Genomic DNA, 15,664 nt, shown 5'->3' with positions numbered 1-15,664 from the left:
ATGGTGTCCCGTCGACAATTTCTCAGCGGCTCGGGTGCCGCGCTACTGGGCGCCGCGATGGTCAGCAAGGCCGGCGCCGCGTCGCTGCCCGAAGCGCCCACGATGGCGAAGGCCGGCACGCAGCCGCCGCTCGTGCCGCCCAACGGCCGTCCGTACACGCCCGTCGCGACGCTGAACGGCTGGACGCTGCCGTGGCGGATGAAGAACGGCTGGAAGGAGTTCCACCTGACGGCAGAGCCCGTCGTGCGCGAGATGGCGCCCGGCATGAACGCGAACCTGTGGGGCTACAACGGCCAGTCGCCGGGCCCGACGATCGAAGCCGTCGAAGGCGACAAGGTGCGCATCTTCGTGACCAACCGGCTGCCCGAGCACACGACGATCCACTGGCACGGGCTGCGGCTGCCGAACGGGATGGACGGCGTCGGCGGCCTCACGCAGCCGCATATCCCGCCCGGCAAGACTTTCGTCTACGAGTTCCAGCTGGAGGCGCACGGCACGTTCATGTATCACCCGCACGCCGACGAGATGGTGCAGATGGCGATGGGGATGATGGGCATGTTCATCGTGCATCCGAAGGATCGCGGCACGATGCCGGTCGATCGCGATTTCGTGCTCCTGCTCGCCGCGTACGATATCGATCCGGGCAGCTACACGCCGCGCGTGAACGAGATGACCGACTTCAACATGTGGACCTTCAACTCACGCGTGTTCCCGGGCATCGATCCGCTGCCGGTGCGCGCGGGCGACCGCGTGCGGATTCGGTTCGGCAACCTGACGATGACGAACCATCCGATCCACCTGCACGGCTACAGCTTCGAAGTCGCGGGCACCGACGGCGGCTGGATTCCGCCGGCGGCGCGCTGGCCGGAAGTGACGGCCGATGTCGCGGTGGGCCAGATGCGCGCGATCGAGTTCACCGCCGATCGCCCGGGCGACTGGGCGTTCCATTGCCACAAGTCGCATCACACGATGAATGCGATGGGCCACCAGGTGCCGAACCTGATCGGCGTGCCGCAGAAGGATCTCGCGAAACGCATCGGCAAGCTCGTGCCCGACTACATGGCGATGGGCAGCACGGGCGGCGCGATGGGCGGCATGGAGATGCCGCTGCCCGACAACACGCTGCCGATGATGACGGGCACGGGCCCGTTCGGGCCGCTGGAGATGGGCGGCATGTTCACGGTCTGCAAGGTGCGGCAGGGGCTCGGCCGCAACGACTATCGCGATCCGGGCTGGTTCAAACATCCGAAGGGGACCGTCGCATACGAGTACACCGGCGAACTGCCGGACGGCTGAGCAGCAGCATGCGGCGGCTGCGTGAATGCAGCCGCCGGTTTCGTTTCATTCACTGGGAGTCGACATGATGAAGAAGGGACTGGTTTTGATGGCAACGGGGTGTGCACTGGTGTTTTCCGGTGCATCGTACGCAGGGGGCGACATGGCCGGCATGGACATGAGCGGCGGCGCGAAGCAGGCAGCCGCGGCGAAGCAGGACATGTCGCACGGCGAAATCCGCAAGGTCGACACGGCCGCCGGCAAGCTGACGATCAAGCACGGCCCGCTGGGCAACCTCGGGATGGACGCGATGACGATGGTGTTCAAGGTGAAGGACCCGGCGATGCTGTCGCAGGTGAAAGCGGGCGACAAGATCGACTTCGTCGCGGAAGACGTGGACGGTGCGCTGACCGTCGTCGAGCTGAAGAAGCCGTGACGCGGAGCGCGCACATGAAGATCACGAACCTCACGCGGCTGGCCGCGATCGTCGCGACCGGTGCGATGCTCGCCGCCGCCCCGGTTGCGGCATCCGCGCACGGCAAGCTGGAAAGCGCCGCACCGGCGACGGGCAGCACGGTCGACACCGCGCCCGACACGTTGCGGCTCACGTTCAACGAAGACCTCGAACCGGCGTTCAGCTCGGTGAAGGTATCGGATGCGAACGGCAACGCCGTCACGCAGGACAAAGCGAAGGTCGACGCGGCGAACCCGCGCGTGATGACCGTCGCGATGCCGAAGCTCGCGCCCGGCGCGTACACGGTGCAGTGGGCGGCGATGACGGCCGACGCGCATCGCACGAAGGGCACCTATACGTTCAGGGTGAAGGGGTGAACGACGGCTTCATCGGTCTCCTGCGGCTCGTGTCGGTGGCGCTCCAGAACGCCGGGTTCGCCGTCGTCGTCGGCGCGCTGCTCGGCCGCCACTGGCTCGCGCGCGGCGCGTCGGCGTGGCAGCACGGCATCGGGCGGCGGCTCGCCGCGACGCTGCGCATCGCGTCCGTCGTATCACTGGCCGCGAGCATCACCGCGTTCTGGGCGCACTGCGCGCTGATGAGCGAGGTGTCGTTGCTCGACGCAGGGCCGGCCGTCTGCTCGATGCTCGCGGGTACCGGCTTCGGTCATGCGTGGCTGGCTGGCGCGGTGTTCATGCTCATCTTTGTGGCGCTGTCGTTTGTCCGGCGCGCGAACGACACGCGCTTGCCGTTTGCGATGTGGGCCGCGCTGGCCTGCGTCGCGCTCGCGCGCAGCAATGGCGGGCATCCGGTGGATGCCGGATTGTTCAGCGTGCCGGTGTGGATCGACTGGCTGCATCTGCTGGCGATCAGCGCATGGGTCGGGCTCGTGCTCGTGACGGCATTCGGCGTGATGCCGAGGCTTGTCGCGATGCCCGCAAGCGAACGCACGACCGGCGCGTCGTTCGTGCAGTCGCTGTCCGATGCGTCGACCTACGCATTGATCGTGCTGTTCGCGACCGGTGCGTACAACGGCTGGCGCGGCGTCGATACGCCCGCCAATCTGCTCGCGTCGGCGTACGGGCAGATCCTGCTGTTGAAGCTCGCGCTCGTGTTGATCGCGGCGGCGCTCGGCGGACACAACCGCTTCTTCGGGATGCCAACGTTGCTGGCTGCATTGAAGGATCCGGCCGCCGCGATACCGGTTGGCTCGCTGAAACGGTTCGGCACAGTGTTGCGGATCGAGGCGCTGGTGCTCGGCGGCGTGCTGACGGTCGCGGCCGTGCTCGTGTCGAGCGCGTTGCCGGGCACGGTGTAGCGCGACGGCGCGAAGCCGCGGCAGCGAAGGCCCGCGGGGGAATCGCGTCGTGCACGGCGGATTTTCATCAGACGATTTCCCCGCTTTTTCAGGCGTAAACGCACGCTCGACGGCGATCGCCGCGTGATAACGACAATTACATCCGCCTGTCTTTCAATTACCAAAAACTGTCATTGAGCGCCGCTAAGCTTTCGCCACCCTCACAACCGGGATTCCCCGTCATGCGCTCGACAATCCGTCTCATTACCCCGCTATTGCTGCTTCCGACGCTCGCCGCGCCGGTTTTCGCCGCCACTGCCGCGCCCGTCAGCCCGAACTGCGGCGGCAGCACGACGCCGATCGCCGATATCCAGGGGCCGGGCGCGCCGTCGCCGCTCGCCGGCCAGAACGTATCGATCGAAGCCGTCGTTACCGCCGATTTCGGCGGCACGGACGGCTTCGGCGGCTTCTTCGTCCAGCAGGCCGACGCGCAGCGCCGCAACCAGCCGGGCGTGTCCGAAGGCTTGTTTGTCTACGCGCCGAAGGTGCGGGCGAAAGCGGGCGACCTCGTGCACGTGACGGGCAAGGTCGAGGAGAAGTACGGCCAGACGCAGCTCACGCAGTCGGGTGCGATCGCTGTGTGCGCGAACAACCAGACCGTCACGCCCGCGACGCTCACGCTGCCGGTCGACAGCCCGAACGCGTTCGCCGCGTATGAAGGGATGCTGGTGCGCCTGCCGCAGACGCTGAACGTCACCGACAACTACGAGCTCGGCCGCTACGGCAGCGTGATGCTCAGCAACGGCCGCCTGCGCACGCCGACGAGCGTCGTGCCGCCCGCGCAAGCGCAGACGCAGATCGATGCGAACGCACGCAACCGCCTGATCCTCGACGACGGCTCGAACAAGCAGAACCCCGCGACCGTGCCGTACCCGGCGCCGGGCCTGTCGGCCGCGAACACGCTACGCGCGGGCTACACGGTGCGCGACGTCGAAGGCGTGCTCGAAGTGCGCTACGGCGCATGGCGCGTGCAGCCGCTGCCGGGCGCCGCCGTGCCGGCATTCGACGCGCGGACGAACCCGCGCACCCATGCACCGGCGCGCGATCCGAAATCGAACCTGCGCGTGGCGTCGTTCAACGTCCTGAACTACTTCAACGGCAATGGTCTCGGCGGCGGCTTCGACGATCCGAACAACCGCGGCGCGAAGAACTTCCAGGAATTCCAGCGCCAGGAAGCGAAGATCGTCAGCGCGCTGAAGGCGATCGACGCCGACGTGATCGGCCTGATGGAAATCCAGAACAACGGCTACGGCGAACTGAGCGCCGTGCGCCAGCTCGCGGCGAAGCTCGGCAACCCGTGGCGCGTCGTCGATCCGGGCGTGTCGCGCCTCGGCGGCGATGCCATCACGGTCGCGATGATCTACGACAGCCGCAAGGTCGAGCCGGTCGGCCGCGCGGCGACGCTCGCGATCGACGACAAGAACCGCCAGCCGCTCGCGCAGTCGTTCCGGCTGATCAACGGCAACAAGCAGTCGCTGACGGTGGCCGTGAACCACCTGAAGTCGAAGAACTGCCCGGACGCCGCGAACGACGATCTCGATCAGGGTGACGGACAGGGCTGCTGGAACCCGACGCGCACGCGCGCGGCGGCAAAGGTAGCCGACTGGCTCGCCGGCAACCCGACGGGTGTCGCCGGCCAGGGCGTGCTGCTGATCGGTGACTTCAACAGCTACACGTACGAAGACCCGATCCGTACGCTCGAATCGCGCGGCTACCGCAACCTCGTCGCGCGCTGGATCGGCGCGAATGCGTACAGCTACGTGTACAACGGCGAAGCCGGCTACCTCGATCACGCGCTCGCGACGCTGCCGCTCGCATCGCACGTGAAGGCCGTGCACGAATGGCACATCAACGCGGACGAGCCGCTCGCGCTGCAGTACACGCTCGCGTACAAGTCGGCCGAGCAGCAGAAGACGTTCTACGCACCGGATGCGTATCGCTCGTCGGATCACGATCCGGTGCTGATCGATATCGCGCTGCCGGGCGGCGGAAAGTAATGGCGGATTGAATGCGGAAGAAGCGCGGCGTGCGTGAGGCTGCATGTCGCGCTTCATCCCGACCGGAAGGGCCGGCAGGAGAAAGGGTAAATAATTCCGCTGATTTTTGAGAATTGGAGAAATCGGTATTTTATGGATGTCGCGGTGCGGATAAGCGTATCGATTGAACAATGGTTGAAGTGACTTGAATCATTGAATGGCGGGCCATGCATGCCGTCATGCTGAATTAATCGATCCCGGATAATTAAAATGAAAGAATAATTCCGGTGATTTGAAGGCTTTCGAGGCGCAACACAAACGCCGGTAAAGGATTGCCGGTTGTGCGATAAAAGCGGCAGATTCGGCGGATTATTGTCGACAGAGCGCGCAATGCGCGAATAATCCCGCTTTCTTTCAATTGCCAGACACTGTCCGCTGTTAGCATCATTGCGGGATTTTTAATATCCGAATGATCTTTGACAACGCGGCGCAGCACCGCCTATTTTTGTGTTGTCGTAAATTTTGGTCATATAAAAGTTGTCCAAACTGCAGGGGGCGTCCGAGCACCATTCTCGCCAGCAGTTTGCTGTGTCTGTATCAAGTTCAGTCTCTTAGAAGTCCAATCCCCAACCGCCGACTGCCGACCGTGCAACGCGAGTGGCGGGTCGGCCTGCGCGTTTCGCAGGCGTTGGCGGCCTTTGTGAAGCGGTATTCGAATCAAAGGACAGAGATGAAACCAGACAGGAGCTGTACCGGCAGCCGCCGTGGCCGTCACGGCCGGTTGGCCGGGCTAGGTGCATTGACCGTCATGACCTTGGCGCTCGCGGCATGCGGCGGCGACGATTCGTCGTCCGTCGGTGCGTCGAGCCTCGCGCAGGCCACCGCCAGCCAGCAGGCCGGCGCGCAACAAGCGGCCGGCCAGACGCCGGCCAACCAGCCGTACGTCGACCCGGTCGCGTATTCGATGAATGCGACCGACGGCCTGGCCCCCGGGCAGGTGTCCGAGAAAGCCGCCGTCATGCATTACCAGTGGAAAAACGGCGGCACGACCGTCAACTACACGACGACGACCGGCCACCTGACCGCGCAGGACGCGAACGGCAATGCGGAAGCGTCGATGTCGTATGTCGCGTACACCGCGCCGAGCACGAACGGCAAGCCGCGCCCCGTCACGTTCGTCTATAACGGCGGCCCCGGCTCGTCGTCGATCTGGCTGCGGCTCGGCTCGTTCGCACCGACCCGCGTGGCCACGCCCGATCCGCTGTTCGGCAGCAACTGGCCGAACTATCCGCTCGTCGACAACGCCGAAAGCCTGATCGACACCACCGACCTCGTGTTCATCGACCCGCCCGGCACCGGGCTGTCGGAAGCCGTGTTGCCGAACACCAACCAGAAGTACTGGGGGTCCGACGCGGACGTGAACATCATGCGGGACTTCATCCAGCGCTACCTGAACGTCAACAGCCGCGGCACGTCGCCGATCTACCTGTACGGCGAGTCGTACGGCACGCCGCGTACCGACATGCTCGCGCTGGCGCTCGAATCGGCCGGCGTGCACCTGACGGGCATCGTGCTGCAGTCGGCGATCCTGAACTACTTCGCGGATGCGGTGGAAGCTGTCGCGATCACGCAGTCGACGGAGGGGCTGCTGCTCGAAACCGATACCGTGGCCGGCTACCTGCCGGGCTATGCGGCGGTCGCGGCGTACTTCAACCAGGTTTCGCCGGCACCGGTGAACCCCGATCTGTACGCACTGCAGACGGAACTGTTCACGACGCTGATCTATAACCAACTGCAGAAGTATTCGCAGTCGTGGGTGTTGAGCCAGCTCGGCATTCCGGATGCGCTCGGCACGCCGGTGTTCCCGAGCGATGCGACGCTCAAGCTGTGGTCGATCCCGTCGAGCCTCACGCAACAGGCGCTGCGCGGCTACTTCAACGCGAATCCGTTCGGCACGAGCCTGCTGCCCGGGACGACGATCGGCCGGTATGACGGACGCGTGTCGTTGCCGAATTCCGATCCGCGCCTGCAGAACGACGGCGACCCGTCCGACATCCTGATTTCGCAGCCGTTCACGAACGCGCTCGCGACGCAGATGCCGGATTACCTCGGCTACACCGCACCGAACGCGACGTACCTGCCGCTGAACGACAACATCATCGGCGTCTGGGACTTCACGCACGACGGCCAGCCGATGCCCGACACGATCCCCGATCTGCTCGGTGCGCTGCAGCTCAACCCGAAGCTCCGCGTGCTCGCGGAGAATGGCTTCCACGATCTCGCGACGCCGTTCTTCAACACCGAGAAGCAACTCGCGCGGCTGCAGACGGTGAAGGGCCTGAATCCGAAGCTGCAGGTGAACTTCTTCCAGGGCGGCCACATGACCTACCTGGACGACGTCGCCCGTCCGCAGATGAAGCGGGACCTGAATACGTTCTACAAGGGCGCGCGGATTCCGACGGCGCTGACGTTGCACATGCTGCCGCCGCCGTGGCCGGATGAAAACCCGCCGAGCGTACCGACCGGCAGCGTCCCGGGCGCGACCGCCGGGACGACGCTGGCAGCGGCCCCGTGAGCGACCTTGAGCGACGGACTCCTTGTCAAAGGAACCCTCTATTCATCCATTGAATGCGAGTGATCATGTCCCTAATCAAATTGATGCGGCGTATGTCTCCGTTGATCGTCCTCGGTGCCGTGATGAGCAGTGCCTACGCGTTGCCGCCGCAGGCGGTGGCGCCGGTGAAGCTGCCGCACGGCGGGCGCGGTGTCGACGGTCCGTTCTTTCCTGCCACGAAAGCGGCGCCGGTGTTGCCGTCGACCGGCGCGACGCTGCAGCAGCAGGCGCAGCAGCGTGTCGATGCGCGGCTCGGCGCCAATACGGTGCTGAGCAACGGCGCGGCCGTGACGAAGGCGCAGGCGCAGAGCAGCGGTCTCGGCTTCGTGTCGAAGCACTTCGACGAGATCGATGCGAAGCACACCGGCCGCGTGACGATGAGCGATGTACGGCAGTTCATCCAGCAGCGGCAGGTGCAGGCGCAGCAGGAACAGCAGGACGAGTGACGTAGCAGGCAGGGCGGCGGCCGGTGCGGACGCCTTCGCATCGGCCGCCGGAAGGTGAACGACAGCGTGAACGACAGGCGCTAGAGGGCCTGGCGCGCGTAGCGCTTCGCGGTGGCCGACGGCAGTTCGCCGAACATCGCGCGATAGTCGTGCGCAAAACTGCTCAGGTGCCAGAAGCCCCATTTGGTGGCGGCGGTCGTCACGGAGTCGCCGAGCCGAAGCTCGCGGCGCACGTGATTCAGCCGTACGGCCCGCAAGTAAGCGATCGGGTTCAGGTTCAACGTGTCCTGGAACGCGTATTGCGCGGTGCGCCGGCTGACGCCGAGCGCCACGCACAGCTCGGCGATCGACAGCGGGCAGGTCGATGCATCCTGCAGCCGCTCCCGCACCGCATTGACCAGCGACCAGTACTTCGTCGGGCGCACGATCTGTGCGCCGGCCTCCGGCGTGGCGGCCGTCATCACTTCCGAGATCGCGTACAGCACGGTACGTTCGAGCAGTTCGATCCTGTCCTGCGTCGTCACGTCGTCGATGCGCGTGGTGTTGACGGCGGCGGCCAGTGTCTGGCGCAGCAGGTCGCGCAGATGGTCGGCCACACCGGTCGCCATCGGGATCACCGGCGCGTGGGTTTGGGCGCGCAGCGATGCGGCCACCGTGCGCAGCGCCTGCGTCGACAGTTTCTCCGGCTCGATTTCGACATTCACGAGCAGATGGCGGTCGGGCGAATAGAACTCGAATGCCGGCTGGCTCGAGAACACGTGCAGGCTGTCGCGCCCGCTCTTCTCGCCGCACAGGCGCGCGTGGCCTTCCAGTTCCAGCGGCACGGCCACGGCGATCCGCTCCGTCGGCACAGCGCCTTGCTGCAGGATGACCTTGTCGAGATCCTCGACCAGCAGCTTGATGCCGCCCAGCGACATGATCGACGACGAGCCGTGAAACCGCCCGCCCGAGATCTGCGTGTAGTTCATGTTCCAGCCGTCGAACGCGCGCGCCTGTTCCGCCACGTCGGTGAACGCGCAGAACGCGACCGTTCGCGCGAACAGCGGGTCGCCGGAGAAATCGCTCGGGTAGGCAGGCGGCGTCATCGAGGGCGGAGGGCGGGAACGGGCGGGCCGGATCGATTCATTGTAGCCGCTCGCCGCGCCGGTCAAAAAGCGCCGGCCCGGTGTCGTCTCGTCAAAAACCCTGACTTGCCGAAATCCGATAGTGGAAAACCTTTCGGTACCCTACCTTTGGCACCAATACGACGCTGGAGAGACGGTCATGGAACTTCCCCGTGGCGGATTCTGGAGAAACTGGGTCGGCAATCAGTCGTGCGTGGCCGCGCATCTGGCGTCGCCGACCAGCGAGGCCGAGATCGCGGCACTGGTGCATGCCGCGACGCGGCAAGGCAAGCACGTGCGGTGCGCGGGGTCGGGGCACTCGTTCACGCCCGTCGTGGCCACCAGCGGCCTGCTGCTGTCGCTGCAGGACTACCAGGGCATCGTGGATGTCGACGAAGCGCGCAAGCGCGTGACCGTGAAGGCCGGCACCAAAATCAATGCGGTGACGCGCCACCTGAAGGAACTCGGCCTGTCGCTCGTCAACCAGGGCGACATCGATTCGCAGGCGATCGCCGGCGCGCTGGCCACCGGCACACACGGCACGGGGACGACACTGGGCAACCTGTCGTCGCAGGTCGTCGGGATGCGCATCGTGCGCCCGGACGGCTCGATCATGAAGGTAAGCGACCGGCAGGACCTCGACCTGCTGCATGCGACGCAGGTGAACATCGGCATGTTCGGCGTGGTGTCGGAGATCACGCTGCAGGTGACCGATGCGTTCTGGCTGCACGACCGCGTGTGGCGCGAGGACTTCGACGCGCTGATGGAGCAGTACGACGACCTGGCCGCGAAGCACCGGCATTTCGGTTTCTTCTGGTGCCCGACGTCGGCCAGCCGCGATCTCTACTGCCTGCCCGACACCACGAAGGTGTCGAACTCGAAGAAGGACTACGACGTGTGCGAGATCAAGGTGATGGATATCACCGACGCGCGCACGTTCCATGAAGGCGAGCACGAGAAGATTGCCTACAGCTCCGAGGTGTACGCGATCCACTACGTGCCGAACTTCCACGAACTCGAGTACGCGGTGCCCGCGCAACACGGCAAGGAAGCGCTGCGCCGGGTGCGCGAGCTGATCCTCACGAAACACCGCGACTGCATTTTCCCGGTTGAGTACCGCTTCACGAAGGGCGACCCGGCGTGGATCAGCCCGTTCAATCACCAGGACAGCGTCACCATTTCATGCTCGGGCGGCCCGAACGGCATCGACTACTGGCCGTTCCTGAAGGACGTCGACACGATCTTGCGCGACTACGGCTCGCGCCCTCACTGGGGCAAGCTGCATTTCACGAACCGCGAGGACGTCGATCGCTGGTTCCCCAAGGCCGAAGCGTTCCGCGCGCTGCGCCGCAGCGTGGACCCCGAAGGCTATTTCCTCAACGATCACCTGCGGACGCTGTTCAGTTGAGCAGACCGAACGAACCAGACTGGAGAAGGAAACATGAATGTCAAGATTGACGGCCGCCTGGCCGGCAAGGTCGCGATCGTGAGCGGCGGCGCCGGCGGCTGCGGTGGCGCGGCGTCCGAACTGTTCGCCGCCCAGGGCGCGAAGGTCGCGATCATCGACCGCGACGGCGACGCCGCCGAAACGCTTGCGTCGCGGCTGCGCGACGCGGGCCTGCAGGCGATCGGCCTCGGCGCCGACGTGTCGAAACAGGCCGAAGTCCAGCAGGCCGTGAGCGCCGCACGGGCGCAGTACGGCAACGCGGACATCCTGTTCAATCACGCCGGCACGCTGATCGTCAAACCGTTCCTCGACATCGAGGAGTCGGAATGGGACTGGCTGATGGGCGTGAACGTGAAGAGCATGTTCCTGATGACGAAGGCGGTGCTGCCGCAGATGCTGGAGAAGGGGCGGGGCAGCATCGTCTGCACGTCGTCGATTTCCGCGGTGTGCGCGACGCCGGGCGAGGTGCTGTATGACGCGACCAAGGGCGCGTGCCACATGTTCGCGCGGGCGATTGCGGTCGAGTATCGCGATCGCGGCATTCGATGCAACGCGCTCGCGCCGGGGTTCATCCGCACGCCGCACGGGATGCGCGAACTGAAGGACCTGCAGGCGATGGGCGTCGACGCGACCGAGGCGGCGATCGCGGTCCAGCAAGGCCGCCTGTGCGAGCCGTCGGAAGTCGCGGCCGCCGCGCTGTTCCTCGCTTCCGACGAGTCGAGTTTCGTCAACGGCACGCACCTGTTCGTCGACAACTGTTTCTCCGCCGTCTGATCGCGGATGCCGGCAAGATTCAACTGCTGCAACGCGGTTGAATCTCGTCGTTGCGTGTGGACATGAAAAAACCGACTCGCGGCACGAAGCCAACGAGTCGGTTTTTTTTCAACCTGATTCGAAACGCTTCAGACAGACGGATCGACGTTCGCCTCGAGTTCGCGGATGCGGTCGAGATTGCGCGTGTCCTTCAGCACCGGCGGCCCCGCGAACGTGTTTCGCACGCCGAAGCCGTACCAGATCACCATCAGCACCACCACGAAGCCGACGAGTACGTACAGCACCTTCTCGTTCGGCGGCTGGATGCCGACATACGCAAGCACGCAGGCACCGACCAGCGCGAGCAGCGCACACGGCTTCGACCAGATCCCCAGCTGAAACGGGCCCTTGTCGGTCCACGAGCGGCCCTCGGCCAGCATCCCGGAGCCGATCGGCATCGCATACGAGATGAACAGGAACACCGCGCTGCCGGCACTCAACACCGAGAATGCGTCGCCGTACAGCGTGACGACGATCGCGAGCACCGCACACGTCCAGATCGCGGGGCCGGGCGTCCGGTGCGTCGGGCTCACGCTGCGCAGCAGCTTCGACGCCGGCAGCCCGCCGTCGCGTGCGAATGCATAGACCATCCGCGACGTCGACATGATCGCCGCGAGCCCGCACACGTAGTTGATGAAGAACATCGCGAGCTCGAGGGTGACGCGCAGCGTCTTCGGAATCGGCGCGAGAATCGCCTCGAAAAAGCCGGTGCCCTGCTTCATGCTGGCGGTCAGGTCGGGCATCACCAGCACGAACGCGCACACCATCACGTAGCCGAACACCGCCGACCAGAACACCGACCCGATGATGCCGCGCGGCACGTTTTTGGCCGCGTCATGCGTCTCTTCCGACGTGTGCGCGGAAGCGTCGAAGCCGGTGATCGTGTAGGTCACGAGCAGCAGGCCGGACAGGAACGCGAGCGGCGTGGCCTGCTTCGGCCATGCCCCGCCATCGACGCCGGTGAAATTGGTGAACGTCACCAGCCGATGCGCGTCGAACGCGACCGGCGAGTAGACGAGCAGCGACACCACGAGCGCGATCGTCACCACGAAGATGAGGTAGCCCGACAGGTCGGTGATCTTGCTCGCGATCCGGATGCCGCGCGCATTCAGGATCGCCTGCGAGATCGTGATGAACGCGATGAACGCCGTCTGATGCCACCAGGTCAGGCTGTCCGGGCTGACGCCGAACATCGGCGCGATCAGCGTCTTGAAGAACGGATCGTAGGTGCCGAAATTGATCGCGGCGATCACGAAGATCAGGCCGATCAGGTTGAGCCACGCGGTCATCCACCCCCATTTCTTCCCGCCGAGGATCGCGCCCCAGTGATAGAGGCCGCCGGCCGTCGGAAACGCGGAAGCGATCTGCGACATCGACACCGCGACGATCAGCGCGAACAGCGAGCCCAACGGCCAGCCGAGGCCGATCGACGCGCCGCCGGTCGCGGAAAACGCGAGCTGGAACGCGGTAATGCCGCCCGACAGGATGCAGATCACGGAAAACGAAACCGCGAAGTTCGAGAAACCGCTCATACGTCTCGACAGTTCCTGCGCATAGCCCATCTTGTGCAGCAGGCTTACGTCACTGTCGGTGCCTGAATCAGGCTGGAGTTTTGCATCCATGGTCGCTCCGTCACGAATGTCCTGCGTGGCAGGACCGTCATCGCCGCCAGGGCCAAGCAATCTGGCCCGCTCCTGGGATTCGTCGGCGGCTCGCGATGCCGTGTCGAGCGGCCATCGCTTTGCAGTCCGATGCGTGAACGGTATGAAATCAAATTTCCCGGCTCTATCAGATTTCGGCAATGTAGTGAAAATCCGGGCGGATGCACCGGAACAGGGCTTGTCGGCCCGTTTCGTCGCCGGAAGGGCCGGGAGCGTGACGGAGGCGCGGCCGGTGGCCACGGGCGATCGCCGGGTCGCCGGGGCGCCGCCACGCAAGCGGCCCCGGACGCATGCGGGAACCGGCGACGGCCTATTCCGTTTGCGGCTTGTCGTGTCGCGGTCCGAAGCGGGCGCGATAGTCGCGCGGCGACACGCCGACCTGCTTCGCGAATGCGCGCTGCAACGCGTCGATGCTGCCGAATCCCGACCGCTCGGCGATGCGTTCGAGCGGCCAGTCGGCCCGCTCGAGCAGCGCCTTCGCGCGCTCGACGCGTGCGGCCAGGACGAACTGCGCCGGCGATCGCCCGGTTTCCTTGAGGAAGTGGCGCGCAAACGAGCGTTCGCTCATGTGCATCCGTGCGGCCAGCGCGGCGACGCCGAGATCGCCGGCCGGATCGTCGGCGATCTCGGCGAGCAGGGCGCGCATGCGCGGCGTCGCGTTGGCCAGCGAGCCGAGCCCGACGCTGAACTGCGCCTGTCCGCCGGGACGGTGCACGAACAGCACGAGTTCGCGTGCGACCGCGAGCGCGGTCGGCGCGCCGCAATCGGCCTCGACGAGTGCAAGACACAGATCGATGCCGGCCGTCACGCCGGCCGACGTGTGGAACGGCGGATCGCTGACGTAGATCGCGTCCGGTTCGATCCGCGCGTCGGGACGGAGCGCCTGCAGCATCGCGCACTGGTTCCAGTGCGTGGTCGCGCGCCGGCCGTCCAGCCATCCGCCCGCCGCCAGCACGAACGCGCCCGTGCAGATGCTCGCGATGCGCCGCGTGCCAGCGATCCGCGTGCGCAGCCACGGCAGCACGCCGGCTTCCGACGCGGCGTGGCGCAGCGCCGCTTCATCGCCGCCGGCGACGATGATCGTGTCGATCCGCTCGGGCAACGCCGCGAGTGCGGCCGTGCCGGCGAGGCGCAGGCCCGCGTGCGTGACGATGTCGCCGCCGTGTTGCGACGCGAGCGTGAGCCGGTACGGCACGGCATGGTCGGGAAGGTGACGGTTCGCGACCGCGAACACTTCCATCGGGCCCGTGATGTCGAGCGACTGGACGCCTTCGAAGCCGACGACGACGATGTCGCGTGCCGAACAGGTTGACTGGGACATGGCGGAAAGTGCGGTGGAGTTGTCCTTGTGACCGCGAGCATGATCCTTGTAATTTTCCGGACATGCAATCGACGGATGCGGGTGAACGATGCGGGGATGGAAGACAGGCGGGGCAGTGCTGCTCGTGTGCTCGATGCTGGGCGCGTGTACAGCGGGGTGGCATGTGCCGGTGAAGGCGGAGGATGCTCTGCCGGCCGCACAGGTGCTGACGATCGGCGCGCCGAAGGCGGGCCGCACGCGGCCGCTCGTGGCGATCGTCGCGGACAACGCCGGAACGGAGACGACCGATTTCATCGTGCCGTACGCGATGCTGAAGACGTCCGGGGCGGTCGATGTCGTCGCCGTATCGGCCGACGAAGGTGAGGTCGAACTGATGCCCGCGCTGCGCATGCTGGCCGATACGACGTTCGACCGGTTCGATGCCGCGACGCCTGCGGGGGCCGACGTGGTGATCGTGCCCGCGCTGCATCGCGCGGACAGCCCGGCCGTACTGGCATGGTTGCGCAAGCAGGCCGCCGCCGGCGCGACGATGGTGGCGATCTGCGATGGCGCGGAAGTCCTCGCGAACGCCGGCCTGCTGCGGCATCGCACGGCGACGTCCCACTGGTATTCGCGTGAAGGCCTGCGTCGCCGCTTTGCCGATACGACGTGGGTCGACGATCGCCGCTATGTGATGGACGGCAACGTCATGACGACGACCGGCGTGTCGGCGTCGATTCCTGCTTCGCTGGCATTGGTGAGTGCGCTGGCCGGGCCGGCAGCGGCGCGCGAGACGGCGCGGCGCGTCGGCGCGTACGCATGGAGCGATGTCCACGACGGAAGCCGGTTCGCGTTGACGGCGCGTGCGGTGGCGGTTGCGTTGACGAACCGCGTCGCGTTCTGGCGGCGCGAGACGTTCGATCTTCCGGTCGAAGCCGGGTTCGACGAGCTTCCGGTTGCGTTGACCGCCGACGCGTGGGCGCGGACCTGGCGCAGTGACGTCGTCGCGACGGCAGACGCGCGCGTGATCGAGTCGAGGCACGGGCTGCGGTTGCTGGCGCAGCCGGCGAACGTCCGGCACGCGCGTGTGACGATGCCGGCCGATCGGCGTGGGGAAGCGGTGCTGCCCGGTGTGCTCGGCGACATCGCGGCACGCTATGGCGACGCGACATCAGGCTGGGTCGCGCTGCAGCTGGAGTATCCGAAGTAGCGGCCGGTTTG

14 protein-coding genes are annotated in these 15,664 nt (G+C 66.0%); 10 read left to right on the top strand and 4 right to left on the bottom strand.

The features are described 5' to 3' along the window. From CFB82_RS31345 to CFB82_RS31325, 5 genes are all read left to right on the top strand, one after another. On the top strand, window positions 1–1,296 hold the full coding sequence (locus CFB82_RS31345) for a multicopper oxidase family protein (protein ID WP_089486599.1): 1,296 nt from the start codon (window positions 1–3) through the stop codon (window positions 1,294–1,296). 67 nt (window positions 1,297–1,363) lie between these two features. After that, on the top strand, window positions 1,364–1,711 hold the full coding sequence (locus CFB82_RS31340; RefSeq protein WP_089486658.1) for a copper-binding protein: 348 nt from the start codon (window positions 1,364–1,366) through the stop codon (window positions 1,709–1,711). A gap of 14 nt (window positions 1,712–1,725) precedes the next feature. Continuing rightward, window positions 1,726–2,106: a copper homeostasis periplasmic binding protein CopC gene (gene copC / locus CFB82_RS31335; protein WP_089486598.1), complete on the top strand. Its 381-nt coding sequence runs from the start codon at window positions 1,726–1,728 to the stop codon at window positions 2,104–2,106. Continuing rightward, entirely contained in the window at window positions 2,103–3,044 is a 942-nt protein-coding gene (locus CFB82_RS31330) for a CopD family protein (RefSeq protein WP_089486597.1), read from the top strand. The genes copC and CFB82_RS31330 overlap by 4 nt, the downstream gene beginning before the upstream one ends. A gap of 221 nt (window positions 3,045–3,265) precedes the next feature. After that, complete coding sequence (locus CFB82_RS31325; protein WP_089486596.1) at window positions 3,266–5,080, top strand: ExeM/NucH family extracellular endonuclease; 1,815 nt, start codon at window positions 3,266–3,268, stop codon at window positions 5,078–5,080. Between the two features lie 244 nt (window positions 5,081–5,324). Here the strand turns inward: CFB82_RS31325 and CFB82_RS31320 are convergent, their stop codons facing one another. Beyond that, on the bottom strand, window positions 5,325–5,555 hold the full coding sequence (locus CFB82_RS31320; RefSeq protein ID WP_256990549.1) for a hypothetical protein: 231 nt from the start codon (window positions 5,553–5,555) through the stop codon (window positions 5,325–5,327). 234 nt (window positions 5,556–5,789) lie between these two features. On the opposite strand from CFB82_RS31320, the gene CFB82_RS31310 reads away from it, so the two are divergent. Continuing rightward, window positions 5,790–7,634 (top strand): S10 family serine carboxypeptidase-like protein, encoded by a 1,845-nt coding sequence (locus tag CFB82_RS31310; RefSeq protein ID WP_089486595.1) that lies wholly within the window; start codon window positions 5,790–5,792, stop codon window positions 7,632–7,634. A gap of 53 nt (window positions 7,635–7,687) precedes the next feature. After that, complete coding sequence (locus tag CFB82_RS31305) at window positions 7,688–8,119, top strand: 2-oxoglutarate dehydrogenase (RefSeq protein WP_069250688.1); 432 nt, start codon at window positions 7,688–7,690, stop codon at window positions 8,117–8,119. An 80-nt stretch (window positions 8,120–8,199) separates the two neighbouring features. Here CFB82_RS31305 and CFB82_RS31300 read toward each other — a convergent pair whose 3' ends face one another. Next, window positions 8,200–9,204 (bottom strand): helix-turn-helix domain-containing protein, encoded by a 1,005-nt coding sequence (locus CFB82_RS31300; protein ID WP_089486594.1) that lies wholly within the window; start codon window positions 9,202–9,204, stop codon window positions 8,200–8,202. A gap of 178 nt (window positions 9,205–9,382) precedes the next feature. Here CFB82_RS31300 and CFB82_RS31295 point away from each other — a divergent pair, with 178 nt between their 5' ends. Together CFB82_RS31295 and CFB82_RS31290 are read left to right on the top strand one after the other, a co-directional pair. Beyond that, the gene (locus CFB82_RS31295) at window positions 9,383–10,630 is read left to right on the top strand and encodes a D-arabinono-1,4-lactone oxidase (protein WP_089486593.1); all 1,248 of its coding nucleotides are present in this window, start codon (window positions 9,383–9,385) and stop codon (window positions 10,628–10,630) included. A gap of 33 nt (window positions 10,631–10,663) precedes the next feature. Then, the gene (locus tag CFB82_RS31290) at window positions 10,664–11,443 is read left to right on the top strand and encodes an SDR family NAD(P)-dependent oxidoreductase (RefSeq protein ID WP_089486592.1); all 780 of its coding nucleotides are present in this window, start codon (window positions 10,664–10,666) and stop codon (window positions 11,441–11,443) included. A gap of 128 nt (window positions 11,444–11,571) precedes the next feature. Here the strand turns inward: CFB82_RS31290 and CFB82_RS31285 are convergent, their stop codons facing one another. Together CFB82_RS31285 and CFB82_RS31280 are read right to left on the bottom strand one after the other, a co-directional pair. Beyond that, window positions 11,572–13,104 carry an amino acid permease gene (locus CFB82_RS31285; RefSeq protein WP_089486591.1) on the bottom strand — a complete coding sequence of 511 codons (1,533 nt, stop codon included), beginning with the start codon at window positions 13,102–13,104 and terminating at the stop codon, window positions 11,572–11,574. Between the two features lie 349 nt (window positions 13,105–13,453). Beyond that, window positions 13,454–14,464, bottom strand: coding sequence for a GlxA family transcriptional regulator (locus tag CFB82_RS31280; RefSeq protein WP_089486590.1), 1,011 nt, complete (start codon window positions 14,462–14,464; stop codon window positions 13,454–13,456). A gap of 88 nt (window positions 14,465–14,552) precedes the next feature. Between CFB82_RS31280 and CFB82_RS31275 the strand changes: the two genes are divergently transcribed. Continuing rightward, window positions 14,553–15,653 carry a DJ-1/PfpI family protein gene (locus tag CFB82_RS31275; RefSeq protein WP_089486589.1) on the top strand — a complete coding sequence of 367 codons (1,101 nt, stop codon included), beginning with the start codon at window positions 14,553–14,555 and terminating at the stop codon, window positions 15,651–15,653. Window positions 15,654–15,664 lie beyond the last annotated feature (11 nt).

Origin of the sequence: Burkholderia sp. HI2714 (assembly GCF_002223085.1) — a bacterium.
Classification (GTDB): Bacteria; Pseudomonadota; Gammaproteobacteria; order Burkholderiales; family Burkholderiaceae; genus Burkholderia; species Burkholderia lata_D.
The sequence above is the reverse complement of the archived record's forward strand: the minus strand, read 5'-3'. Positions and strand labels throughout refer to the sequence as shown.